Source organism: Brachybacterium aquaticum (assembly GCF_014204755.1).
Classification (GTDB): Bacteria; Actinomycetota; Actinomycetes; order Actinomycetales; family Dermabacteraceae; genus Brachybacterium; species Brachybacterium aquaticum.
Genome location: NZ_JACHLZ010000001.1, coordinates 3,240,354 through 3,262,841 on the forward strand (window position 1 = coordinate 3,240,354; position 22,488 = coordinate 3,262,841).

General features: G+C 73.6%; 23 protein-coding genes. 15 read left to right on the forward strand and 8 right to left on the reverse strand.

The window, feature by feature from the left end:
• Window positions 1-23: 23 nt before the first annotated feature.
• From HNR70_RS14560 to HNR70_RS14575, 4 genes are all read right to left on the reverse strand, one after another.
• Complete coding sequence (locus HNR70_RS14560) at window positions 24-1,091, reverse strand: LLM class flavin-dependent oxidoreductase (RefSeq protein ID WP_184326286.1); 1,068 nt, start codon at window positions 1,089-1,091, stop codon at window positions 24-26.
• A gap of 125 nt (window positions 1,092-1,216) precedes the next feature.
• Complete coding sequence (locus tag HNR70_RS14565; protein ID WP_184326287.1) at window positions 1,217-1,663, reverse strand: VOC family protein; 447 nt, start codon at window positions 1,661-1,663, stop codon at window positions 1,217-1,219.
• Window positions 1,664-1,763: 100 nt separating this feature from the next.
• Window positions 1,764-2,285 carry a ferritin gene (locus tag HNR70_RS14570; RefSeq protein ID WP_184326288.1) on the reverse strand — a complete coding sequence of 174 codons (522 nt, stop codon included), beginning with the start codon at window positions 2,283-2,285 and terminating at the stop codon, window positions 1,764-1,766.
• Window positions 2,286-2,371: 86 nt separating this feature from the next.
• A complete protein-coding gene (locus tag HNR70_RS14575) occupies window positions 2,372-3,313 on the reverse strand; it encodes a hypothetical protein (protein WP_184326289.1) in 942 nt (313 codons plus the stop codon).
• Window positions 3,314-3,499: 186 nt separating this feature from the next.
• On the opposite strand from HNR70_RS14575, the gene HNR70_RS14580 reads away from it, so the two are divergent.
• The 6 genes from HNR70_RS14580 (at window position 3,500) to HNR70_RS14605 (ending at window position 7,274) form a co-directional block, all read left to right on the forward strand.
• Window positions 3,500-4,234: a glycerophosphodiester phosphodiesterase gene (locus tag HNR70_RS14580; protein ID WP_184326290.1), complete on the forward strand. Its 735-nt coding sequence runs from the start codon at window positions 3,500-3,502 to the stop codon at window positions 4,232-4,234.
• Window positions 4,235-4,354: 120 nt separating this feature from the next.
• Window positions 4,355-4,762, forward strand: coding sequence for a hypothetical protein (locus HNR70_RS14585; protein WP_184326291.1), 408 nt, complete (start codon window positions 4,355-4,357; stop codon window positions 4,760-4,762).
• Between the two features lie 12 nt (window positions 4,763-4,774).
• The gene (locus HNR70_RS14590) at window positions 4,775-4,981 is read left to right on the forward strand and encodes a helix-turn-helix transcriptional regulator (protein WP_184326292.1); all 207 of its coding nucleotides are present in this window, start codon (window positions 4,775-4,777) and stop codon (window positions 4,979-4,981) included.
• Window positions 4,982-5,079: 98 nt separating this feature from the next.
• Window positions 5,080-6,003: an NADP-dependent oxidoreductase gene (locus HNR70_RS14595; RefSeq protein WP_184326293.1), complete on the forward strand. Its 924-nt coding sequence runs from the start codon at window positions 5,080-5,082 to the stop codon at window positions 6,001-6,003.
• A gap of 80 nt (window positions 6,004-6,083) precedes the next feature.
• Complete coding sequence (locus tag HNR70_RS14600) at window positions 6,084-6,629, forward strand: O-acetyl-ADP-ribose deacetylase (RefSeq protein ID WP_184326294.1); 546 nt, start codon at window positions 6,084-6,086, stop codon at window positions 6,627-6,629.
• A gap of 48 nt (window positions 6,630-6,677) precedes the next feature.
• A complete protein-coding gene (locus HNR70_RS14605) occupies window positions 6,678-7,274 on the forward strand; it encodes a TetR/AcrR family transcriptional regulator (RefSeq protein ID WP_184326295.1) in 597 nt (198 codons plus the stop codon).
• Here the strand turns inward: HNR70_RS14605 and HNR70_RS14610 are convergent.
• Window positions 7,249-8,550, reverse strand: coding sequence for an MFS transporter (locus HNR70_RS14610; protein WP_184326296.1), 1,302 nt, complete (start codon window positions 8,548-8,550; stop codon window positions 7,249-7,251). The genes HNR70_RS14605 and HNR70_RS14610 overlap by 26 nt on opposite strands.
• A 221-nt stretch (window positions 8,551-8,771) precedes the next feature.
• Between HNR70_RS14610 and gdhA the strand changes: the two genes are divergently transcribed.
• Together gdhA and HNR70_RS14620 are read left to right on the forward strand one after the other, a co-directional pair.
• Window positions 8,772-10,115, forward strand: coding sequence for an NADP-specific glutamate dehydrogenase (gdhA, locus tag HNR70_RS14615; RefSeq protein WP_184326297.1), 1,344 nt, complete (start codon window positions 8,772-8,774; stop codon window positions 10,113-10,115).
• A 161-nt stretch (window positions 10,116-10,276) separates the two neighbouring features.
• On the forward strand, window positions 10,277-11,632 hold the full coding sequence (locus HNR70_RS14620; RefSeq protein WP_246375248.1) for a hypothetical protein: 1,356 nt from the start codon (window positions 10,277-10,279) through the stop codon (window positions 11,630-11,632).
• 21 nt (window positions 11,633-11,653) lie between these two features.
• Here HNR70_RS14620 and HNR70_RS14625 read toward each other — a convergent pair whose 3' ends face one another.
• The gene (locus tag HNR70_RS14625) at window positions 11,654-12,442 is read right to left on the reverse strand and encodes a fructosamine kinase family protein (protein ID WP_184326298.1); all 789 of its coding nucleotides are present in this window, start codon (window positions 12,440-12,442) and stop codon (window positions 11,654-11,656) included.
• A gap of 85 nt (window positions 12,443-12,527) precedes the next feature.
• Window positions 12,528-13,673, reverse strand: a complete 1,146-nt coding sequence (locus HNR70_RS14630) for a phosphotransferase family protein (RefSeq protein WP_184326299.1) — start codon at window positions 13,671-13,673, stop codon at window positions 12,528-12,530.
• Between the two features lie 185 nt (window positions 13,674-13,858).
• Between HNR70_RS14630 and HNR70_RS14635 the strand changes: the two genes are divergently transcribed.
• From HNR70_RS14635 to HNR70_RS14645, 3 genes are all read left to right on the forward strand, one after another.
• Window positions 13,859-14,782, forward strand: a complete 924-nt coding sequence (locus HNR70_RS14635; RefSeq protein WP_184326300.1) for a sulfite exporter TauE/SafE family protein — start codon at window positions 13,859-13,861, stop codon at window positions 14,780-14,782.
• A 419-nt stretch (window positions 14,783-15,201) separates the two neighbouring features.
• Complete coding sequence (locus tag HNR70_RS14640; RefSeq protein WP_184326301.1) at window positions 15,202-15,783, forward strand: DinB family protein; 582 nt, start codon at window positions 15,202-15,204, stop codon at window positions 15,781-15,783.
• On the forward strand, window positions 15,780-16,199 hold the full coding sequence (locus HNR70_RS14645; RefSeq protein WP_184326302.1) for a GNAT family N-acetyltransferase: 420 nt from the start codon (window positions 15,780-15,782) through the stop codon (window positions 16,197-16,199). Before HNR70_RS14640 ends, HNR70_RS14645 begins: the two co-directional genes overlap by 4 nt.
• Window positions 16,200-16,314: 115 nt before the next feature.
• On the opposite strand, the gene hutG is transcribed toward HNR70_RS14645, so the two are convergent.
• Window positions 16,315-17,328: a formimidoylglutamase gene (gene hutG, locus HNR70_RS14650; RefSeq protein WP_184326303.1), complete on the reverse strand. Its 1,014-nt coding sequence runs from the start codon at window positions 17,326-17,328 to the stop codon at window positions 16,315-16,317.
• A 197-nt stretch (window positions 17,329-17,525) separates the two neighbouring features.
• Between hutG and HNR70_RS14655 the strand changes: the two genes are divergently transcribed.
• The 4 genes from HNR70_RS14655 (at window position 17,526) to HNR70_RS14670 (ending at window position 22,483) form a co-directional block, all read left to right on the forward strand.
• A complete protein-coding gene (locus tag HNR70_RS14655) occupies window positions 17,526-18,467 on the forward strand; it encodes a formate/nitrite transporter family protein (RefSeq protein ID WP_246375249.1) in 942 nt (313 codons plus the stop codon).
• A 51-nt stretch (window positions 18,468-18,518) separates the two neighbouring features.
• A complete protein-coding gene (locus HNR70_RS14660; RefSeq protein ID WP_184326304.1) occupies window positions 18,519-19,331 on the forward strand; it encodes an IclR family transcriptional regulator in 813 nt (270 codons plus the stop codon).
• Between the two features lie 129 nt (window positions 19,332-19,460).
• Entirely contained in the window at window positions 19,461-21,143 is a 1,683-nt protein-coding gene (gene hutU / locus HNR70_RS14665) for a urocanate hydratase (RefSeq protein WP_184326305.1), read from the forward strand.
• Between the two features lie 11 nt (window positions 21,144-21,154).
• A complete protein-coding gene (locus HNR70_RS14670) occupies window positions 21,155-22,483 on the forward strand; it encodes an amidohydrolase family protein (RefSeq protein ID WP_184326306.1) in 1,329 nt (442 codons plus the stop codon).
• Window positions 22,484-22,488 lie beyond the last annotated feature (5 nt).

A 22,488-nucleotide genomic window follows, 5' to 3' on the forward strand; every position in this document is an offset into this window, starting at 1 on the left:
GCGAGCGCGCCCGGCCCCCTGCGTCAGGCGACGGGATCGCCCTGGACCGGGCCCTCTGTGCTGGGCTTCCAGCCGAGCGCCGGGGCGACGTGCTCGGCGAAGCTCTGCAGGATGTGGAGGTTCAGGTCCACGCCGGCCTGCGAGGGGATGGTCAGCAGCAGGGTGTCCGCGGACTGCACGGCCGCGTCGGCCTTCAGCTGCTCGATGAGCTGATCGGGCTCGCCGGTGTAGGAGCGGCCGAAGGTGGAGCGGGTGCCGTCGATGATGCCGATCTGGTCGGAGTCCTCGCCCGGGCGCATGCCGAAGATCCGACGGTCCTGCTCGGTGACGATCGGGAACACGCTGCGGGAGACGGACACGCGCGGGGCGTGGGTGTGCCCGGCGGCCTTGAAGGACTCGCGGAACACGTCGATCTGCTCGGCCTGCAGGTCGCCGAAGGCGGCGCCGGTGGCCTCGGTGAGCAGGGTCGAGCTCATGAGGTTCAGGCCCATCTGCCCGGTCCGCTCGGCCGTCGCGCGGGAGCCGGCACCCCACCAGATGTGGCGGATGAGCTCCTCGGACTGCGGCTCGATCGCCAGCGGTGCATGCGGGCGCGCGTCCGACATGTACGGCTGCGCGGCGGCGCGGGTCATCGGATGACCCTGGATGGCCTTCAGGAACACGTCGAACTTGGACAGCGCGATGTCCGCCCCGCGCGGGTCGCTGGAGCCGGTGTAGCCGAAGGACTCCCAGCCGCGCTCGGCCGCCTCGGGAGCGCCGCGCGAGATGCCGAGGGCCACGCGGCCGTCGGCGATGAGGTCCAGCGCCGCGGCCTCCTCGGCGAGGTAGAGCGGGTTCTCGTAGCGCATGTCGATCACGCCCGTGCCCACCTCGATGCGCTGGGTGCGCGCGGCAACCGCGGACAGCAGCGGCATGGGGGAGGCGGACTGGCGGGCGTAGTGGTGGACGCGGAAGTACGCGCCGTTCACGCCGAGCTCGTCCGCGCCCACACCGATGTCGATCGCGTCGTGGAGCATCTGGCGGGCGGTGATCCCGCCCTGGGCGGGGCTGCCGCCGTAGTGGCCGAAGCTGAGGAATCCGAAAGCACGCATGGCGTCACCAACCCGTCGAAGTCGTTGAATATTCCATCATCATAGACCCGCGGGGCTGTGCGCGGGCTGGCGGCGGCTGGGGCGGGCCCACAGGATCTGGCCCCGGCGGGATCGGGCCTGTGGGATCAGGCCGGGCCGTGGTCTCCGGCGACGACGAGCGCGAACATCACGCCGAAGCGGTCGAGGACCTGGCCGTAGTGGTCGCCCCAGGGTGCGAGCTCGAAGGGCATGGCGAGCTTGCCGCCCGCGCCGGTGACTTTCGCGATCAGCGCCCGAGCCTCCTCGACCGAGTCCAGGCCGATGAGGAAGGAGTAGACGTCCGAGCCGAGCGGCGGGAGCTCCTGGCCGGCGTCCGCGATCCCGTCACCGCCGGAGACCGTGAGCAGGCCACCGGTCAGCGTGCCATGCGCGACCGCGCCGGGCGGCGGAGCGAAGGGGAAGCCGGAGAGGTCGGGGAGGTCTCCGTAGAGTTGAACCTCGAGCTCGCCGCCGAAGAGATCGCGCCAGTGCTCGAGCACCTCCGCGCCGTTGCCGGGGAAGGTGAGGTAGGGGGAGTTCTGGGGCTGCGGCATGGTGACCTCCGGGGTGTGCGGCGGGGCGGCGGCATCGCGGCCCGGGCGCCAGTGTGACACGGGCACCCGGGCCGCGAGGGGTGCGGGGTGGACGGGGAGTTCAGCTCTCGTCGGCCTCGGTGGACTCGGTGGGACGCTGGCCCAGCTCGGAGTCCAGGCGCAGCAGGCCGGAGCCGTCGTCGCCGATCAGCTTCAGGCGGCCGATGATCTCGGAGACCGTGGCCTCCTCCTCGATCTGCTCGTCCACGAACCAGTTCAGCAGCGGGCGGGAATCGTAGTCGCCCTCCTTGTCGGCGCTGCGGTAGAGCTCGCGGATCGCCTCGGAGACCTTCTCCTCGTGGGCGAGTGCGGCCTCGAAGATCTCCAGCACCGACAGCCCGGGGGTGACGCCGGGGGCGGGGATGGTGTCGATCGCGGCGTGGTTGCCGCGGTCCGAGACGTGCTGGATGAACTTGTTGGCGTGGACGATCTCCTCGTCGGCCTGGTGGCGCAGCCAGGCGGAGATGCCCGGGAGGTCCTGCTCGTCCGCCTCGATGGCGAGCTGGCGGTAGGTGATGGACGCGGCGAACTCCAGGGTGATCTGGTCCTGGAACTTCTTCTCGAGATCGGTGCTCATCTTCATGGTGTGGACCCTAGTCCCGCCGGGCGCGGATGTCAGGGGGTGGGCGACCGACGGGTCGGCGGGCGGCCGACGGTCGTGCGTGATCCTCAGCCGAGGTTCTCGACGTAGATCTCGATCCCTTCTCCGGCGGCGTCGATCGTGACGTGCCAGGGGTGCCGCGCACTCCCGACCTCGACGGCGGTGCAGTCGGCCTCGAGGTCGGCGGTGTAGAGGTCCACGGCATCCGTGCAGGTCACCAGGATGTTGACGTCCTGTGGGCCGTGCTGGCCCACGTGCTCGGTGAGGAGGTCCCCGAGGCTCGCGGGGTCGAGCGAGGTGTGGTCGGTGGCGACGTCCCAGGTGCCTCGGAAGAAGTTCAGGCCCGTCAGTCCTTGCGGCTCGGAGGGCCCGTCGAGCACCCCGGCGGCGCTGTCGTCCCCGTCGGTCTTGTCGCTGCCGGTTCCCTCCCCGCCCGGGACGTTCTCGACCTCGCCGCCGATCCCGGCGTCCGCGGGGCCGACGGTGACGTGCCAGGCATGCGCGACGCCCTCGTCCGCGTAGGCGGTGCAGTCCGCCTCGTAGTCCGGGATCGAGGTGTCGACCCCGTCCTCGCAGCGGACCTCCAGGCTCATCCCCTCGGGACCGCGCGAGAGCGCCTCCCGCTGGAGCACGGCCGCGAGCTGGTCGGCGTCGAGGACCTTCTCGTCGTGCCCGAAACCCCAGGTCCCCTCGAAGAGCTCCTCGTCGATCGCGTGGTCGGAGTCCGGGTCGCGGGTGACCGGGTCGGTGGTCGGGTCGTCGGTGGCGGGGTCCGTGGCACCGTCGTCGGTCGCGGGGTCGTCGGTGGCGGAGTCCGTCGCGGTCCCTGCCGGGCTGGCGGTCGCGGCGGTGGAGGTCGCTTCATCGGCCGACGGGGAGGCGGGTTCCGCCTCCCGGGCCCCTCCGCATCCGGCCAGCAGGGCCGTGGCGGCGGCGAGTCCGGCCAGCGCGGCCAGCGCGCGTCGGCCCGGAGGAGCGGTGGCTGTGCGGTGCGTTTCCTTCCCCGACATGCGATGTTCCCCTTCCCGGACCGCGAGCGGGCCCTCCCCGACCTCGTCGCCGGGTACCGTGCGCCGTGCCGGAGCGCGGACCCCCAGTGTGACCCCGGCCCCGGCGAAGATCCAGGGGTCCGCAGCATCGGCCAGCACCGCGAGTCCATCCCGTCCAGCCCGCGCCACCCGTTCCCGAGGAGAGCCATGACCGCCCCGCCCGTCCCGTCCGCCGCCCGCCCCGCGATCGTCGGCCACCGAGGAGCCGCCTCGCACGCGCCGGAGAACACCCTGGCCGCGTTCCGTCGGGCCATCGAGGATGGCGCCGGACTGCTCGAGTGCGACGTGCACCTGAGCGCCGACGGGCACATCGTCGTCATGCACGACGAGACCATCGACCGCACCGCCGCCGCGGACTCCCCGCGGCGCACCGGCGCGCTCGGCGAGCTCACCCGCGCCGAGCTCGACGAGGTCGTCCTCGAGGACGGCGAGAAGGTCCCCTCCCTCGAGGAGCTGCTGACCATGACGTCGGTGCCGGTGTTCATCGAGGTCAAGGCCCCCGCCGCCGCCCGCGCCGTCGCCGAGCTGCTGAAGCGCCTGCCGGCCGACTCCCCGGCCGCCGCCTCCACCGTCATCTCCTTCCACGCCGAGGCGCTCGCCGAGATCCGCCGCGACGCCGACACCCCCGTCTCCTACCTCGTCGAGACCATCGACGAGCAGGCCATCGCCACCGCCGTGGAGCTCGGCGCCACCGGGATCGGGCCGTCGATCGACGGCCTCAGTCTTGCTGCCGCCCGCGCCGCGAAGGAGGCCGGTCTCGCGCTGAACCCCTGGACCATCAACCATCCCGAGCAGCTCGAGATCGCCCTCGCCTGCGGCGCCGACTCGATCACCACCGACGACCCCGCCTGGGTGCAGCGCGAGCTCGACGTCCGGGGCTGAGGCCGCGTATCGCGGCGAGTCCGGGAGGTCAAGGCTCCTTGACTAGCGAAGTCAAGGGACGTTGACTTTTCTTGTCAAGGACCCTTGACTCTTATGTCAAGGACTCTGTACCTTCGAGGCATGAACAGCACCGACCGCCGCCCCGCCCGCTCCGCGCGATCCCGCGCCAACCGCGCCTTCGTCGCCCGCTTCGTCGCCGGCATCGTCCTGTACGCGATCGCCCTCAGCCTCGCCGTCGCCGTGGACGGCAGCGCCATCCCCGCCTGGCTGCCGGCCCTGCTCGTCCTCCCCGCCGCCGGCCTCATGGCCTGGGCGAACGTGGGGATGTACCGCAGCGCCGACGAGTTCGAGAAGCGCAAGATCGCCGAGGCGATCCTCATCGCCTTCGCCGCGTCGGTGCCCCTGATCCTCGCCGTCGGGTTCCTGCAGTTCTTCTTCCTCCCGGCACTCAACTGGATCTTCGCCTTCTCGATCCTGATGCTCGGCTGGGTCGTCGGCACCGTCATCTCCGTCGTCCGCTACCGCTGAGAGGGGCTCGCCATGCGCAACGACATCAAGGCCCGCCGCACCGAGCGGCGCTGGTCCCAGGCGGAGCTCGGCAAGGAGCTCGGCGTCTCCCGCCAGACCGTCATCGCCATCGAGAACGACAAGTACGACCCCTCCCTCCCGCTCGCCTTCGCCATCGCGCGGCTCTTCGGCACCCGCATCGAGGAGGTGTTCTTCCCCGAGGAGGATGCCCCGCAGTGAGCGTCGGCCGTGAGTGCGCACCACGCGCCCATCGTGATCACCGGCGCACCGCCCGTCCCGCAGGAATGCGGGCCGGGCGGTGCGCGTTGTCCGTCCCCATGAAGGCGATCACCTACAGCAGCTATGGCGGACCCGAGAACCTGACCCTGAGCGAGGTCGAGGAGCCGAAGCTCGGCCCCGCGGAGGTGCGCATCGGCGTGCGCGCCGCGAGCGTGAACCCCGTGGACTGGAAGGTGATGTCCGGCGGCCTGGATCCGCTGTTGACCACCACCTTCCCGGTGATCCCCGGCTGGGACGTCGCCGGAGTCGTCGAGGCGGTGGGACTGGACGCGCCCGAGTTCGCCGTCGGCGACGAGATCATGGCCTACGCCCGCAAGGACTGGATCCAGCAGGGCTCCTTCGCCGAGAAGATGACGGTGCCCGTGCGCACCGCCGCCCGCAAGCCCGCCTCCCTCAGCTTCGAGCAGGCCGCCTCCCTCCCGCTCGCCGGGCTCACCGCCTGGCAGACCCTCACCCGTCTCGGCGTCTCCGCCGGTGACACGGTGCTCGTCCACGGCGCGAACGGCGGCGTCGGCTCCTTCGCCGTGCAGATCGCCGCCGCGCTCGGCGCCCGGGTCATCGGCACCGCCTCCGAGCGGAACCACGACCGGCTGCGTGCGCTCGGCGCCGAGCCGGTCGCCTACGGCGACGGCCTGGCCGACCGGGTCCGCGCGCTCGCGCCGGAGGGCGCCGACGTGGTCGTGGACTACGTGGGCGGGGTCCTCGAGCAGACCCTCGCCGTGCTCGCCGATGGCGGCCGCCACGCCTCCATCGCCGACCCGACCGTCGCCGGCGCCGGCGGCGCCTACATGTGGGTGCGCCCCGACGCCGCGGACCTCGCCCGTCTCGCCGAGCTCGTCGAGGCCGGGTCCCTGCGGGTGGACGTGGCACGCACCTTCCCCCTCGAGCAGGCCGCGGACGCCTTCCGCGCCTCCATGGAGGGGCACACGGCCGGCAAGATCGCGCTGAGCATCGGGGAGTGAGCAGCGGGGGGCGGGTAGAGGGAGCCGCCCCGGCGCCGTCCCCGCCGCGCAGCCAGGAGGTCCCGCGTAGCCTCGAGGGCATGAGCGATGCGACGGATCACGCCCTGATCACCCTCCACCGCGGGGACATCACCCGCGACGGCGAGGTCGACGCGATCGTCAACGCCGCCAACTCGACCCTGCTCGGTGGGGGCGGCGTCGACGGTGCGATCCACCGCGCGGCCGGGCCCGGGCTGCTCGCCGAATGCCGCACCCTCGGCGGCTGCGAGACCGGGGACGCGAAGATCACCGGCGGGTACGACCTGCCCGCCGTGCACGTGATCCACACCGTCGGCCCCATCTGGTCCGCCGGGGCCGACGCCGCCGGGCGCGCCCGGCGCGACGCCCAGCTCGCCTCCTGCTACCGCCGCAGCCTCGAGGTCGCCCGCGAGAACGGGCTCACCCGCCTCGCCTTCCCCTCGATCTCCACCGGTGTCTACCGCTTCCCCGTCGACCGCGCCGCCCGGATCGCGATCGACACCCTGCGGGCCGGTGCCGTGGAGCTCGGCGGCGTCGAGGAGCTGCGCTTCTGGCTCTTCGACGACGCGACCTACGCCGCCTACGAGAAGGCGCTCGCCGCGGTCTGACCGCGGCGGGCCGACCGGTCCGGGCGCCGGCCTCGCTATCGTCGGGGCATGCCCGAGCCGTCCGCGCCCTCGCCCCGCCGCCGTCGCCACGATCCCGCGCGCCGCGACCGGATCATCGACGCGTGCCTGGACGTGATCGCCGAGCACGGGGTCGCCGGCACCTCGCACCGCCGCATCGCCGCCGCGGCGGACGTGCCGCTCGGCTCCATGACCTACCACTTCACCGGCATGGACGAGCTGCTGCGCGAGGCGTTCAGTCGCTTCGCGGACCGCTCCGCCGAGCGCGTGGAGCGCCGCACCGAGAACGCCACCACCCTCGAGGAGGCGCTCGCCGGCTTCGAGGCGAACATCGACCTGGACGTCTTCGGCACCGACCGCGAGCTCGTGCTCGCCCTCGAGCTCTACACCCTCGCGGCGCGCCGCCCCGAGTTCCGCGAGATCACCAGCGCCTGGATGGCCCGCACCCGTGCCTGCCTCACCCCGTTCGTCGACGAGCGCACCGCCGCGCTGCTGGACGCGTTGAACGAGGGCCTGGTCATCCAGCGCGCCCTGCACCTGACGCCGCCCCCGCCCGGCCTCGCCCGCGACGGCGTCGCCCGCATCGCAGGGGAGGGGCGGGTCAGCCCGTCGGCCGACGCCCGGTGAGCACCCCGGCCAGCAGCACCACCGCGAGGCCGGCGAGCGGCACCAGGAGCAGCCCCGCGCGCAGCCCGGCCGCGTCGGCCACCACCCCCACGAGCGGCGGCGAGGCCAGGAAGCCCAGCCGCATCAGCCACGAGACCACGGTGAGGCCGGTGCCCGGACGCAGACCGGGAAGCGCGTCGGCCTGCTGCATCGCGGCCGGCACGAGGCTCGCGCTGCCGAAGCCGGCCAGGGCGAAGCCCGCGATCGTGCCCGGCACCGTGGGCAGCGCGAGCGCCACCCCCATGCCGAGCGCGATGAGCGCCCCGCCGCTGCGGGCCACCGCGCGCTGCCCGAAGCGGTCCACGAACCCGTCGGCCAGCATCCGCCCGACGAACTGCGCCCCCACCAGGGCGATGAAGCCGCTCGCGGCAACCGTCGCGAGGGCGCCGAGATCGCGGGAGAGATAGAGCGTCGCCCACGAGTTGCCCGCGTCCTCCACCAGCGTGCCCGCGATCGCGATGAGCACGAGCGCGCCGAGCATCGCGGCGGTGCGGCCGCGCCCGGGACGGGGTGCCGGGGAGGTCGCGGGGGCGGTGGAGCCGCCGGCCCCATCGGCCGCGCTCACGCTGTCAGCCGCACCCGAGGAGCCCTCCCCGTCGGTCGCGCCCGACCCGTCGGCCGCGTGCGCGACGTCGTCCGTGTCCCGGCCGGGCAGGGCGAAGCGTCGCGCCACCAGCGCGACCACCGTGAACAGGAGCCCGGAGATGAGCAGATGGATCCGCAGCGGCACGTCCAGCGCGATCGCCGCGGCCGCCATCACGCCGCCGAGCACCGCGCCCACCGGCCACAGCGCGTGGAAGGAGTTGATCACCGAGCGGCCCAGGTGGCGCTGCACCCGCAGACCGTGCGCGTTCTGCGCGACGTCGGTGAGGGCGTCGAAGGCGCCCGCGACCAGGAGCGCGAGCGCGAACAGTGCCGCGCCTGGGGCCCAGGCCGCGGCGAGCAGACCGGCCGCGGTCGCCGCCGTGCCGAGCGCCGCCACGGAGGCGGAGCCGAGGCGCCGGATCAGGGTCGCTGCGAGCAGTCCGGCGAGGATCGCGCCGGTCGGGAAGGCGGCGAGCGCGAGCCCGTAGGTCGAGTTGGCGAGACCCAGCTCCGCCTTCACCTCCGGGTAGCGCGGCAGCAGGTTCGCCAGCAGTGCGCCGTTGGTGAGGAACAGGGCGCCGACGGCGAGGCGCGCCCGACGCACGACGGACTCGTCCGGGGGGACGCGGGTGGGGGCTGGTGCGAGCGACATGTGTACGATCGTACGCAACCTGAACGAGCCGAGTCGAGAGAGTGCTCGGCGGCGCGCTTGTGAGCCCCGCCTCAGTTCTGCATGGGGAGACAGGTGCATGCATGACCACTCACCGAACGTCCCGTTCCCACCCTGCGTCCGTACGCGTACTCTGGCCCCGCTCCGCCCTCCATCCCCGAGGGCCCCGCGACTCCGGGCCCCGGGCCCCTGAAAGGACTGCGATGCTCGACTCGACGCTCCAGGACGCCTTCGACCGCGTGCTGCGCCGCAACCCGGGCGAGCCCGAGTTCCATCAGGCCGTGCGGGAGGTGTTCGAGTCCCTCGAGCTCATCCAGGACCGCCACCCCGAGTACCAGGAGCACGGCATCCTCATGCGGATGTGCGAGCCCGAGCGCCAGATCATCTTCCGCGTCCCGTGGGTGGACGACCAGGGGGTCGTCCAGGTCAACCGCGGCTTCCGCGTCGAGTACAACTCCGCGCTCGGCCCGTACAAGGGCGGCCTGCGCTTCCACCCGAGCGTCAATCTCGGCATCGTGAAGTTCCTCGGCTTCGAGCAGATCTTCAAGAACTCCCTGACCGGCCTGCCCATCGGCGGCGGCAAGGGCGGCTCCGACTTCGACCCGCACGGTCGCAGCGACGGCGAGGTCATGCGCTTCTGCCAGTCCTTCATGACCGAGCTGCACCGCCACATCGGCGAGTACACCGACGTCCCGGCCGGCGACATCGGCGTGGGCGCCCGCGAGATCGGCTACCTCTTCGGCCAGTACAAGCGCCTGACCAACCGGTACGAGGCCGGCGTGCTCACCGGCAAGGGTCTGGACTGGGGCGGCTCCCTGGTGCGCAAGGAGGCCACCGGCTACGGCGCGGCGATCTTCGCCGACGAGATGCTGAAGGCGCGGGGTGAGTCCTTCGAGGGCCGCCGCGTGGCCGTCTCCGGCTCCGGCAACGTCGCCCTCTACGCGATCGAGAAGTCCCGTCAGCTCGGCGGCATCCCGATCACCGCCTCGGACTCCTCCGGCTATGTCGTCGACGAGAACGGCATCGACCTCGAGCTGCTCCAGCGGATCAAGGAGGTCGAGCGCGGCCGCATCCACGAGTACGCGGAGCGCCGCGGCGAGGGTGCCCGCTTCGTGAAGGGCGGCAGCGTCTGGGACGTCCCGGTGGACATCGCCCTGCCCTCGGCCACCCAGAACGAGCTCGACGGCACCGCCGCCCGCACCCTGCTCAAGAACGGCGTGCTCGCCGTCTCGGAGGGCGCGAACATGCCCTGCACCCCCGAGGCCGTCGCCGCCTTCCGCGAGGCCGGCATCGCCTTCGGTCCCGGCAAGGCCGCGAACGCCGGTGGCGTGGCGACCTCGGCGCTCGAGATGCAGCAGAACGCCAGTCGCGACGCGTGGAGCTTCGACCATACCGAGCAGCGCCTCACCCAGATCATGAAGAACATCCACACCACCTGCCTCGAGACCGCCGAGGAGCTCGGCCGCCCGGGCGACTACGTGGTGGGTGCGAATGTCGCCGGCTTCCGCAAGGTCGCCGACGCGATGCTCGCCTTCGGCGTGATCTGAGCACCCCGCGGCGCCTGTGCGCCGCATGCACGACCGCACCTGACGGGGCGGCGGACCGCATGGTCCGCCGCCCCGTCGGCGTTCGCGGGTGTCCACACACGGAGCGCTAATGAGAATCATGCGCATCTGCTGATAACCTCCGGAGCATGTCCTATATGAGAATGAGTATCAGCAAGCGCGGGGCGGCGATGGTCGCGAGCCTCGGCGTCCTCGCCCTCGCGGCCTGCAGCACCCCGGAGACCACCTCGGGCGGCGCGTCCGACGGCGGAACGACGGACGCCACGAGCGCTGCCTCCGAGGCCCCCGCCTCGGACCGCACCGAGGTCGGCGCGCTCACCCCGCGGATCGTGCTCGCCCACGACGGCGGCGTCACCACGATCGACTCGGCCGACGGCGCGGTGCTCGGCACCAGCGAGCTCGACGGCTACGCGCGCCTGAACCCCGCCGGCGACGGCCGCCACGTCGCCGTCAGCGCGGGCGAGGCCGTCACCTTCTACGACACCGGTCTGCTCGCCCAGGGCCACGGTGACCACTTCCACTACTACGTGCAGTCCCCCGCGCTCACCGACCTCTCCGTCGAGGCGCCCCACCCCGGCCACGTCGTCCCCCACGACGGACGCACCGCGATCTTCGCCGACGGCACCGGCGCGATCACCCTGATCGACCCGTCGGCCCTCGCCGACGGTGAGCTCGACGTGCTCGAGGAGACCGCGACCGACGACCCCCACCACGGGGTCGCGGTGCCGCTGACCGGCGGCGGCCTCCTCACCACCCAGGGCACCGAGGACTCCCGCTCCACCGTGCAGGTCCTGGACGCGGACGGGAACGTCACCGCCGAGACCGACGACTGCCCCGGCGTGCACGGCGAGGCCGTCGCCCAGCCCACCGAGTCCGGCGACGTGGTGTCGCTGGGCTGCGAGAACGGCGCGGTCGTCTACCGCGACGGCGAGTTCCACAAGATCGCCCCCGCCGCCGACTACCAGCGCAACGGCAACCAGAAGGGCCACCCGTCCTCGCCGATCGTGCTGGCCGACCAGAAGGTGGAGGCCGACCCCGAGGACGGCATCGAGCGGCCCACCGAGATCGCGCTGCTCGACACCCGCGACGACTCCCAGCAGATCGTCGACCTGGGCTCCCCCTACTGGTTCCGCAGCCTCGACCGCGGTCCCTCCGGCGAGGCGCTCGTGCTCACCTACGACGGCGAGCTGAACATCCTGGACCCCGAGACGGGGGAGATCCTCCACGAGGTTCCGGTCGTCCAGAAGTGGATCGAGCCCGACGACTGGCAGCAAGCGGGTCCGATGATGGCCGTCGCCGACGGCACCGCCTTCGTCGTCGACCCCGCGAACCAGAAGCTCAGCATGGTCGACGTCGCGAGCGGCGAGATCTACCGCGAGCTCGACCTTCCCGTCGTCCCCCACGAGATCCAGGTGACCACCGGCACCGCCACGGGCGAGTACGAGGTGCGCGCGGGCGGCGAGGAGTCCGAGGGCGGGCACGGGGGCCACGACCACTGAGCCGCGCCGACGTGCCTGCCCTCAGGCCCCCAGCGCGTCGGCGCGGGCGATGATCGCCTCGGCGGTGGCGATGGCGCGGTCCACGTAGCCCTCGCCGAACAGGTGCACGTGCGCGAGCAGGCCGAAGAACAGGTGCGCGGGCAGGTCCTGCTCCCAGCCGTCCGGCAGCGGGTGGACCTCGGTGTAGCCCTCGAAGATCTCCTCCAGGTGCGGGGCGCCGAAGAGGGCGAGCATGGCGAGGTCCTCGAGGCGGTGCCCGCCGTGGGCCGCGGGATCGATGAGGCTCGCGCCGCTCGCCGTCCACATCACGTTCCCGGCCCACAGGTCGCCGTGGACGCGGGCGGGCTGCTCGGCGCCCTGGCCGCTCACGCCGTCGAAGGCGCCGTCCGCGATCACGTCGATGGCCTCGTCGACGGTGTCGTGCCCGTCGGCCCCGAGCAGGCGGGTGACCCTGTCCGCGAGAGGGCGCAGACGGTCCTCGGCCCAGTAGTCCGCGAAGTCTTCCCGCTGGTCGGTCGCGACGGGGAAGGGACTCTCGAGCGGGCCGAAGAAGGCGGGCTCCGCCGGGGCGAACCCGAACGCGGGGGCGCCGGCGTCGTGCAGTCGCGCCAGGCCCCGGCCCAGCTCGCGCGCGGCCTCGGGGGTGGGGGAGACGGACTCGAGCCGCGCGAGGCGCAGCGAGTCCTTCCCCTCCTCGAGGACCTCCACCACGGGCACGGCCTTCGGCTCGGCGAGCCAGTGCAGGCCCGCCGCCTCGGCCGCGACGTACCCCGTGGGGGCGTTCGGTGCGTGCTTGAGGAAGTCGTCCATGCCGCCCACCGTAGGCACACCGGGGCGGGCGGACGCCACCGCGCAGGTCAGCGGTGTGGTGTGAGGGACAGCCCCGCGGGGTTCATCAGTCCGGCAGGCCGAGGTGCGCGGCGAGGGTGCTGCGCAGCACCGGCAGCACCCGGCGATGGGTCGACCGGGTCGCGGCGCGGGTCGCGACGTGGACCAGCATCGCGGTGCGCTCGTACGCGGTCCAGGCCCGCATCCGGGAGCGCAGCGCCTCGGTGTCGGCGATCGCGTCGGTGACGGGTCCGAGCTCGCGACGAGCGGCGACATAGGTGCTGACGAAGCCTGCGACCTGCTCCTCGTCCAGCGGCACGTACCAGGGCCCGCCGTGCACCGGGCCGCCGATGATCGCCAGGTCGCGGGCGGGGTCGTCGCCCTGCGCCCACTCGAAGTCGATGTACTGCACATGCGGGGCGCCGCCAGGGTCGACCCTGTCCCACAGGATGTTCGTCGCGCACAGGTCCCCGTGGGAGAGCACGAAGGCCTCGAGCCCCGCGATCTGCTCCTCGATGCCGGCGACCTCCGCGAGCGCCGCGTCGAGGAAGGGCTCCAGGCCGTGCTCGGCGATGACCGCCCCGTGCCGCTCCCGCCAGGAGGCGACCTCGCCCTCCACCTCGGCCAGCAGCCGCTGCGGGCCGGCCGGCACCGAACTCCACGGCTCCTCGCCGAAGGTCACCGGGCCGCGGCCCGGGGCCGGGACCGAGTGCAGGTGCGCGAGCCGCGACGCGTGCGCGCTCAGGTGCGCGCCGGTCCACGCCTCGGGGGCCGCGGCGGTGCCGCGCACCTCGGTGGTCACCACGTACGGGTGGCCGAGCGGACTGGTCTCGGCGTCGTGGTGCACCGCGATCGGGTCGGGCCCCACCTCCGGCGGGACCAGGGTGAGCGCGGCGATCTCGTGGCCGAGGTCCTGATGCAGCTCGTCGGGCGCGACATGCGCGATCCGCGCGATGACCGGCGCGTTCTCCTGCGGGATCACCCGCCAGGCCGCGAAGCGCTCGCCGACCCCGGCGAGCGTGACCCGCGCCTGCCCGGACAGCGACGGCGGCAGCACGGACTTGTGCAGGCCCGGCAGACGCAGCGGCGACTCGTCCTCCCGCAGCGGCAGCACCAGCGCACCGCGCCGCCACGCCTCCACGATCCGCGCCCCCATCGCCGGGGAGGCGGGATCCAGCGGCGCCGGGGCGCTCGGGGACAGGTCGCGGACCATGGGGGATCCTCCTCCGTGAGGGTCCGACGATTCTATCGGCCGGGGTCCGTCGGCCGACGGGGCGGGCCTGCGGTGGGGCGGGCCGCGGTGCCGCACCGACCTGCGGCGACCGTGGAGACGAGCCGTGGATACGATGAGGCGACGCTGCACCACGAGAGACCGCACCGCGAGAAGGAGACCCCCCGATGGAGATGGTCCTGCTCGCGGTCGCCGTCGGCATCGGGGTGGGGGTCGTGGTCGGGGCGCTCGGCGCCGGCGGCGGCATCCTCGCCGTCCCCGTGCTGGTCTTCCTCCTGGGCATGCCGCCCCACCAGGCGACCGCCTCCAGCCTCGTGATCGTGCTGATCACGGCCCTGGTGAGCCTGCCCCACCATGCCCGCAACGGGAACGTCCAGTGGCGCAGCGGCCTCGTCTTCGCGGGCGTCTCGGTGGTCGGCGCCGTGCTCGGCTCGCGCCTGTCCGCCCTGGTCCCGGCCGACGTGCTGCTGACCCTGTTCGGCGTGCTCCTCGCCGGCGTCGCCGTCGCCATGCTCGTGCGCGGCGTGCGCACGCGCCGGGCCGAGACGGCGGAGGCCGCCGCCCACGGCTTCCCCGGCGAGGCCGACACCATCGCCCCGATCGCCACCCACGACGATCCGGTCCTGGACCAGCCCGGCCCCGACACGGTCGAATCGGCCGACGGGATCCACCGCCACCACGGCACCCCCGAGCTTCCGCACACCCCGCCCCCGTCCTCCTCGCCGCGACTCGGCGTGGTGATCGCGGCGGCGACGGTCACCGGGTTCCTCACCGGCTTCTTCGGCGTCGGCGGCGGGTTCATGGTCGTGCCCATGCTCGTGCTCGCCCTGGGCCTGGCGATGCGCCGCGCCTCCGGCACGAGCCTGCTGGTCATGGTCATCGCCACCGCCGCGAGCCTGCTGGCGCGCCTGGGCACCGACGTGCAGATCGACTGGCCGGTGACGCTGATCTTCGCCGCCGGCTCCGCGCTCGGCGGGATCCTCGGCGGACCGCTCTCCGCCCGTGCCCGCCCCTCCACCCTCACCCTGCTGTTCGCGGCACTGCTGACCGGGGTGTCGGTGGTGACCCTGGTGGAGACGCTGCTGCTCTGAGCTGTCGCTACCCCGGGGCGGCCCTGCGCTCCCGCGGCGGTGCCCTCTCGCGTCTGCGTCCACTCTCGGGACCGTCCTTCCGCGGCGGCGTTCTCGCGCGGCGGTGCCCCGGGGGCAGGGGTGCAGTTTGCGTCGCCACAACGCAGAACAGCGACGCAAACTGCACCCCTCGTGCCGGGATAGCGACGCGTGAGGCATCTTGGCCGTGGGGTTCCGACGCGTGAGGCGTCTTGGCCGTGGGGTTCCGACGCGTGAGGCGTCTTGGCCCTGGGGCTCCGACGCTTCAGGCACCGTGGCCCCGGGATACCGACGCGTCAGGCATCGTGAGCGGGGTGCGCGGACCCGGCACCGACGTCGGCACTGCCGTGGCACCGACAATCCACTCGCCGCGCACGGCCCGGCGTGCGAGAGTGCGGGCCATGACCACGCCGAACCCTGCCGCGGCAGCATTGCCGTCCCCTGTGCCGCAGCCTGTCGCATCGCCCTCGGCCGCGCCCCCGCCTGCCGCTGACCCGCCGCTGCTCGCCGGGGAGCGGGAGTCGCTGGACGCCTGGCTCGAGTACTTCCGCGCGGCGGTGCTGCGCAAGATCGACGGGCTCTCCCCGGAGCAGCTGGCGCGTCGGCCGATCCCGCCCTCCCCGCTGAGCCCGCTCGGACTCGTCCGTCACCTCGGCACCGTGGAGGCGTACTGGCTGCGCGAGGTGCTGTGGGACGACGAGCAGCCCGACCCGTACTGCGCCCCGGAGAACCCCGACGGCGACCACCTCGACGGCACCGCCGAGAGCGCGCCGGAGGACCTCGAGATCTACCGTGCGCAGGTCGCGGCCGCGCGCGAGGCCCAGGCCGAGTGGGAGGACCTCGACCTGCCGGTGCGCGGTGACCGTGGCGGGGCCGAGGTGAACCTGCGCTGGATCCTCACGCACCTCATCGAGGAGTACGCGCGCCACCTCGGCCACCTCGACCTACTGTGCGAGGTCATCGACGGGAGGACGGGGGAGTGAGCGGGGACGTGCAGGTCCGCGCTGAGGTGCCCGTGCTCGCCGACGCTCTCGTCGTGTACGACGCCGTGGGCTGGAGCGCCTACACCCAGGACCCGACGCTCCTCGAGCGCGCCCTCGCCGGAAGCCTGCGCGTGGTCGCCGCCCGACGGGACGGGGAACTGCTGGGACTCGCTCGCGTGGTGGGCGACGGGGCCGTCATCGCATACCTGCAGGACGTGCTGGTCAGGCCCGACGCGCAGGGTGAAGGAATCGGCCGACGCCTCGTCGAGGAGGCACTCGCCCCGTTCGCCGCCGTGCGCCAGCAGGTGCTGCTCACCGATGCCGAGCCGGGGCAGCGCGCCTTCTACGAGGCGCTCGGCTTCACCGAGGTCCGCGACCACCCCGCGGAGCTGCGCGCCTTCGTGCGCCTGCGCTGAAGGGGCGGCCAGGGCGCCTGGTGTGTCGGTATCCGACGGTGATACCGACGCGTGGGGCACCGTGGCCCCGGGGTACCGACGCGTGGGGCACCGTGGCCCCGGGGCAGGGCAGGGTTCAGGCGCTTTCGACGCCTACTGCGCCCCGCACGGCGTCGTCGATGAGGCGTGCGGCGGCGCGGGCGGTGCGCCCGTCGATGTCGAGGGACGGGTTCAGCTCCACCACGTCCAGCAGTGCGAGCTTCCCGGTGCCGGCGGCGGCGCGCACGGCGGCGGCGACCAGTGGCAGCGGCACCCCGTAGGCGGCGGGTGCCGAGACGCCGGGCGCGGTTGCCGCAGGCAGGACGTCCAGGTCGATGGTCAGGTAGAGCACGTCGAGGTCCGCGGCAAACTCTTCGACGAACCCACGGATCCCGTCGGCCCCGGCGTCCAGGCACTGCTGGTCGGTCCACCACGTCACGCCCAGTTCGCGGGCGCGGTCGAAGAGGACCCCGGTGTTGGAGGGCTCGGCGATGCCGAGGACCGCGTAGCGCAGGTCCCGGCCGGCAGTGCGCTCGGCCTCGGCCATCTGCGCGAAGGGCGTGCCGGAGGTGGGGCGGGGCTCCTCGCGCAGGTCGAAGTGCGCATCGAGGTTCAGCACGCCCCAGCGCTGCCCGGCCCGCGGGCCGATCCCGGAGCCGACGAGGCCGAGGTAGCTGGACCAGGCGGTCTCGTGCCCGCCGCCGAGCACCACCGTCAGGCGGGACCCGGCCCGGTCCAGGGCGTGGGAGGTGAGCGCCGCGGCGTCGGCCTGCCCCTGCTCGAGGTCCTCGCCGGCCGTCTCCGCATCGCCGAGGTCGTGCAGGGCGACCTCGCCGGTCGCGAGCGGTCCGTGGAGGGCCAGCGGGGAGAGGACGGCGCGCAGGGCCGCGGGACCGTCGGCCGCGCCGACGCGACCGCGATTGCGGCGCACGCCCTCGTCGGAGCGGAACCCGAGGAGGGCGACGTGGTCGGCGGCCGGGTCCGGGGTGCCGGCGGCGACGGCCGCACCCGGCTCCACGACCTGCACCGCCTGGTGCCAGCGGGCGTGCTCGCGCCCGTCGCCGTCGTGTCGGCCGGTCCACGCGGATGCGAGGGTGGGAGAGGTCGTCATCGAAGGCTCCTCGTCGGCGGTCCAGGGGGTAGGTTCCCCCCATCATGGCATCGTGAGCGTCGCCGTCGGCCGACGGAGCATCGCCGCCGTCCGGCCCGCCGGACAGGGAACGCGGGGCGCTCGACGGCCGCGTTCCGGGAGGTCAGGGAGCGGCAGGATGCCCGGAGACGGGTCGCGACCCACGACGAGGAGGCACGATGGCAGATGTCGCAGCGCAGACCGGGGACGTCCCGCGCGAGGCCCCGCGCAGTGAGGACCCGCACGGCGGAGTCGCGCACGGCGAGGACGCGCGGGGCGAGGAGCCGCGCGGTGAGGCCGCGGAGAGGCGGCGCCTCGGCGAGCACGACCACGCGATCGAGGACGCCCTCGTCGAGGAGTTCGAGAACACCGTCACCGAGGGCGCGAACCGGCTGAACCGCACCTGGCGGGCGCTCGTGGTCACCGGGCTCTTCGGCGGGATCGACGTGGGCCTGGGCCTGCTGGCGATGCTCGCGGTGGTCGATGCGACCGGGTCGAAGCTGCTGGGCGGGCTCGCCTTCGGGGTCGGCCTGTACGCCCTGCGCCTGGCGCACTCGGAGCTGTTCACGGAGGAGTTCCTGGTCCCGATCAACGCGATCGTCGCCGGGCACGGCACCTGGCTGCAGCTGCTGCGGCTGTGGAGCGTCACGCTCGTGACCAACCTCGCCGGTGGATGGGCGCTGACCTGGCTGATCGTGGCCGCCTTCCCCCACTTCGAGGACGTGCTGCTGGAGTCGACCGCGACGTACATGGAGTCGGGCCTCACCCTCGAGACAGCCTGCCTCGCGATCCTCGCCGGCTTCACCATCACTCTCGTGACCCGCATGAGCCAGGGCTCCGACGAGGGGATCGCGACGCTCGCGAACTCCTTCGTCTCCGGGCTGCTCGTTGTGGGTCTCGGGATGTTCCACGGCGCGCTGACCTCCTCGGTGATCTTCGCGGCGATGCATGCCGGTGCGGAGACGACCTACCTCGAGTGGCTGGTCTGGTGCGCCTGGGTGATCCCGCTGAACATGGTCGGGGGCCTCGTGATCATCACTCTGCCGCGCCTCGTGCGCACCTGGGAGCTCGTCACCGCGGAGCGGGAGGCCCAGCGCGCCCTGCGGGCCCAGGGCAGCTGACGGCGGGCCCGAGCCGCTGACCGCGGCCCCGCGATGGCATCCTTGGGCGTCATGACGACCCCGAAGGTCCCCGCGGCGGACGCGACGCTGCGCCTGCTGACCTTCCTCGCCTCCCGCCGCGCGCCCGTCGCCGCCGCGCGGATCGCCGAGGAGCTGGACCTTCCCCGCTCGCGCACCTACGACCTCCTCGCCACCCTCGTCGAGCACGGCTACGTGCTGCACCTGGACCAGGAGCGGCTGTACGGGCTGGGCCCGTCGGCCCACGAGCTCTCCGGCGCCTATGCGCGCCAGGAGCCGCTGGCCCGGATCGGGCGGCGCGTGGTCGAGGCGATGGTCGACGAGGTGGGGGAGTCCGGTCACCTCGCCGTGCTCCACGGCCGCGACGTGCTCTACGTGGTCGAGGAGCGGGCGCGGAACCGGCCGAGCCTGGTCACCGACGTCGGCGTGAGGATCCCCGCGCACCTCACCGCGAGCGGCCGTGCGATCCTCGCCGCCCTGCCGCCCGCGCAGGTCAGGGCGCTGTACGGCAGCGCGGGCGACTTCTCCGCCCGCACCGAGGTGACCGGCCCCGCCCGGCCCAGGGAGCTGCGCGAGCTGCTCGCCCAGGTGCGGCGCGAGGGCGTGGCGAGGGAGCGCGGCGAGGTCACCGAGGACCTCGCCTCGGTCGCCGCCGTGGTGCACGACCACACCGGCTGGCCCGCGGCGTCCGTGGCGCTGACCTACCTCGAGCGGCGCGTCGACGACGCGGCCCGCGCCCGGCTCGAGGCGGCGGTGCAGGACGCCGCCGCGGAGCTCACCCGGCGGCTGAAGGGACGCAGCGGCCGACGAGGCTCGCACCCCGTCCGTCCGGTATACCGGACATGATCGCGTCGGCGGGGGTTCTCCGGGCGCGCCGACGGTGATGTCCTTGGGGGCACCGCCCGTCGCCGTCCCGCCGACCAGCCCCGTCGGCCGCCGCCGACGCGACCCGACTCACGACCCCAGGAGCCGAAGATGTCCCTCCCCGGAGCCCGCCCCGTCCGCGCCCCGCGCGGCACGACCCTCTCCGCCAAGTCCTGGCAGACCGAGGCCCCGCTGCGCATGCTCATGAACAACCTCGACCCCGAGGTCGCCGAGCGCCCCGACGACCTGGTCGTCTACGGCGGCACCGGCCGCGCCGCCCGCTCCTGGGAGGCGTTCGACGCGATCGTCGACACCCTGAAGGACCTCGAGGACGACGAGACGCTGCTGGTCCAGTCCGGCAAGCCCGTCGGCGTGCTGCGCACCAACGAGTGGGCGCCGCGCGTGCTCATCGCCAACTCCAACCTCGTCCCCGACTGGGCGAACTGGCCGGAGTTCCGGCGCCTGGAGTCCGAGGGCCTGACCATGTACGGCCAGATGACCGCCGGGTCCTGGATCTACATCGCCACCCAGGGCATCCTCCAGGGCACCTACGAGACCTTCGCCGCGGTCGGCAAGAAGCGCTTCGGCGGCAGCCTCTTCGGCACCATCACCCTCACCGGCGGCTGCGGCGGCATGGGCGGTGCCCAGCCCCTCGCCGTCACCCTCAACGGCGGCGTCTGCCTCATCGCCGACGTGGACCGCACCCGCCTCGAGCGCCGCGTCCACAAGCGCTACCTCGACGAGATCGCCACCGACCTCGACGACGCGATCGTGCGCGCCAATCGCGCCAAGGAGGAGGGCCGCGCGCTCTCCATCGGCATCGTCGGCAACGCCGCGGAGGTCTTCCCTGCCCTGCTCGAGCGCCACCGCGCCGGCGACGTGCACATCGACGTGGTCACCGACCAGACCTCCGCCCACGACCCGCTGAGCTACCTGCCCACCGAGGTCGCGCTCGAGGACTGGCAGCGCGAGGCCGAGGCCGACCCCGAGGGCTTCACCAAGAAGTCCCGCGAGGCGATGGCCCGCCAGGTCAAGGCCATGGTCGAGTTCCAGGACGAGGGCGCGGAGGTCTTCGACTACGGCAACTCCATCCGCGACGAGGCCCGCCATGCCGGCTACGACCGCGCCTTCGAGTTCCCCGGCTTCGTCCCCGCCTACATCCGTCCCCTGTTCTGCGAGGGCCTCGGCCCGTTCCGCTGGGTGGCGCTGTCCGGCGACCCCAACGACATCGCCGTCACCGACGCCGCGCTGAAGGAGCTGTTCCCCGAAAACGAGCACCTGCACCGCTGGCTCGACGGCGCGGCGGAGAAGGTCGAGTTCGAGGGCCTGCCCGCCCGCATCTGCTGGCTCGGCTACGGCGAGCGGCACAAGGCCGGGATGCTCTTCAACGACCTGGTCCGCGACGGGAAGGTCAAGGCCCCCATCGTCATCGGCCGCGACCACCTCGACTCCGGCTCCGTCGCCTCCCCGTACCGCGAGACCGAGGCGATGCTCGACGGCTCCGACGCGATCTCCGACTGGCCGCTGCTGAACGCGCTGACCGCCGCGAGCTCGGGCGCGACCTGGGTGTCCCTGCACCACGGCGGCGGCGTCGGCATCGGCCGCTCCCAGCACGCCGGCCAGGTGGGCCTCGCCGACGGCACCGACCTCGCCCGCCGCAAGCTCGAGCGCCTGCTCACCAACGACCCCGCCATGGGCGTGATCCGCCACGTCGACGCCGGCTACTCGCGGGCCGACGAGGTCGCCCACGAGCGCGGCGTCCGCGTCCCCATGACCCCCACCCGGCGGGACTGAGGACCACCCCGATGACCGCCCCGACCTCGATGCTGCTGACCGGCATCTCCGAGCTGTGGACCCTGGACCCGGCCCTCGACGACCCCGCCGCGCCCGGCGGCGTCGCCGAGGGACAGGTCCTGCGGGAGGCGGCGCTGGTGATCCAGGACGGGAAGGTCGCCTGGACCGGCCCGGCGGCGGAGGCCCCGGCCGCCGACGCCCGCGAGGACCTCGGCGGCCGGGCCGTGCTTCCCGGCTGGGTCGACTCCCACTCCCACCTGGTCTTCGACGGCGATCGCGCCGCCGAGTTCGAGGCGCGGATGGCGGGGCAGGCCTATGCCGCAGGCGGCATCGGCGTGACCACCTCGGCGACCCGGGAGGCGTCCGACGAGCGCCTGCGCGCCCTCGTGCGCGGCCGCCTCGCCGAAGCCGCCGCCGGCGGCACCACCACCATGGAGACCAAGACCGGCTACGGCCTCACGGTCGCCGACGAGGCCCGGGCCGCGCGTCTGCTCGCTGACCTCGCGGCCGACGGGGAGATCGACGAGCTCACCTTCCTCGGCGCGCACCTGGTGCCCGGTGAGTTCGAGGGCCGGGCCGAGGAGTACGTGGACCTGGTCTGCGGGGAGATGCTCGAGGCCGTCGCCCCGCACGTGCGCTGGATCGACGTGTTCTGCGAGGAGGGCGCCTTCGACCCGGAGCAGTCCGCGAGGGTGCTGCGCGCCGGGGCGGAGGCCGGGCTCGGCCTGCGCGTCCACGGCAACCAGCTGGGCCGCAGCGGCGGCGTCGCGCTCGCCGCCGAGCTCGGCGCCGCCAGCGTCGACCACCTCAACCACCTCGACTCCTCCGACGTCGAGACCCTCGCCGCCACCGCCTCGCGGCCGGTCGCGCCGGAGGGAGGGGTCGCGCCTGAGGGCGCGGGGCCGTCGGCCGACGGGGGAGCGGCCGACGGTCACTCGTCCGGCCGGCTCACCGTGGACCAGGGGCCGACGGTCGCGACCGTCCTGCCCGCCTGCGACCTCTCCACCCGCGCACCGCTCGCCCCCGCGCGGGAGCTGCTGGACGCCGGCGCGGTCCTCGCGATCGCCAGCAACTGCAACCCCGGCACCAGCTACACCAGCGCCATGGGCTTCTGCGTCGCCACCGCCGTGCTCCAGATGCGCCTCAGCCTCGCCGAGGCGCTGCGCGCCGCGACCCGCGGCGGGGCGCTCGCCCTGCGCCGCACCGACGTCGGCCACCTCGGGATCGGCGCCCGCGCCGACCTGCACGTGCTCGATGCCCCCGCCGCCATCCATCTCGCCTACCGCCCCGGCATGCCGCTCACCCACCAGGTGCTGCGCGCCGGGGTGCGCGTCCACTGAGGAGG

Excerpts from the sequence above, each read along its gene's own strand:
- HNR70_RS14560 (WP_184326286.1), bottom strand. The coding sequence starts at position 1,091 with ATGCGTGCTTTCGGATTCCTCAGCTTCGGCCACTACGGCGGCAGCCCC.
- HNR70_RS14565 (WP_184326287.1), bottom strand. The coding sequence starts at position 1,663 with ATGCCGCAGCCCCAGAACTCCCCCTACCTCACCTTCCCCGGCAACGGC.
- HNR70_RS14570 (WP_184326288.1), bottom strand. The coding sequence starts at position 2,285 with ATGAAGATGAGCACCGATCTCGAGAAGAAGTTCCAGGACCAGATCACC.
- HNR70_RS14575 (WP_184326289.1), bottom strand. The coding sequence starts at position 3,313 with ATGTCGGGGAAGGAAACGCACCGCACAGCCACCGCTCCTCCGGGCCGA.
- HNR70_RS14580 (WP_184326290.1), top strand. The coding sequence starts at position 3,500 with ATGACCGCCCCGCCCGTCCCGTCCGCCGCCCGCCCCGCGATCGTCGGC.
- HNR70_RS14585 (WP_184326291.1), top strand. The coding sequence starts at position 4,355 with ATGAACAGCACCGACCGCCGCCCCGCCCGCTCCGCGCGATCCCGCGCC.
- HNR70_RS14590 (WP_184326292.1), top strand. The coding sequence starts at position 4,775 with ATGCGCAACGACATCAAGGCCCGCCGCACCGAGCGGCGCTGGTCCCAG.
- HNR70_RS14595 (WP_184326293.1), top strand. The coding sequence starts at position 5,080 with ATGAAGGCGATCACCTACAGCAGCTATGGCGGACCCGAGAACCTGACC.
- HNR70_RS14600 (WP_184326294.1), top strand. The coding sequence starts at position 6,084 with ATGAGCGATGCGACGGATCACGCCCTGATCACCCTCCACCGCGGGGAC.
- HNR70_RS14605 (WP_184326295.1), top strand. The coding sequence starts at position 6,678 with ATGCCCGAGCCGTCCGCGCCCTCGCCCCGCCGCCGTCGCCACGATCCC.
- HNR70_RS14610 (WP_184326296.1), bottom strand. The coding sequence starts at position 8,550 with ATGTCGCTCGCACCAGCCCCCACCCGCGTCCCCCCGGACGAGTCCGTC.
- gdhA (WP_184326297.1), top strand. The coding sequence starts at position 8,772 with ATGCTCGACTCGACGCTCCAGGACGCCTTCGACCGCGTGCTGCGCCGC.
- HNR70_RS14620 (WP_246375248.1), top strand. The coding sequence starts at position 10,277 with ATGAGTATCAGCAAGCGCGGGGCGGCGATGGTCGCGAGCCTCGGCGTC.
- HNR70_RS14625 (WP_184326298.1), bottom strand. The coding sequence starts at position 12,442 with ATGGACGACTTCCTCAAGCACGCACCGAACGCCCCCACGGGGTACGTC.
- HNR70_RS14630 (WP_184326299.1), bottom strand. The coding sequence starts at position 13,673 with ATGGTCCGCGACCTGTCCCCGAGCGCCCCGGCGCCGCTGGATCCCGCC.
- HNR70_RS14635 (WP_184326300.1), top strand. The coding sequence starts at position 13,859 with ATGGAGATGGTCCTGCTCGCGGTCGCCGTCGGCATCGGGGTGGGGGTC.
- HNR70_RS14640 (WP_184326301.1), top strand. The coding sequence starts at position 15,202 with ATGACCACGCCGAACCCTGCCGCGGCAGCATTGCCGTCCCCTGTGCCG.
- hutG (WP_184326303.1), bottom strand. The coding sequence starts at position 17,328 with ATGACGACCTCTCCCACCCTCGCATCCGCGTGGACCGGCCGACACGAC.
- HNR70_RS14655 (WP_246375249.1), top strand. The coding sequence starts at position 17,526 with ATGGCAGATGTCGCAGCGCAGACCGGGGACGTCCCGCGCGAGGCCCCG.
- HNR70_RS14660 (WP_184326304.1), top strand. The coding sequence starts at position 18,519 with ATGACGACCCCGAAGGTCCCCGCGGCGGACGCGACGCTGCGCCTGCTG.
- hutU (WP_184326305.1), top strand. The coding sequence starts at position 19,461 with ATGTCCCTCCCCGGAGCCCGCCCCGTCCGCGCCCCGCGCGGCACGACC.
- HNR70_RS14670 (WP_184326306.1), top strand. The coding sequence starts at position 21,155 with ATGACCGCCCCGACCTCGATGCTGCTGACCGGCATCTCCGAGCTGTGG.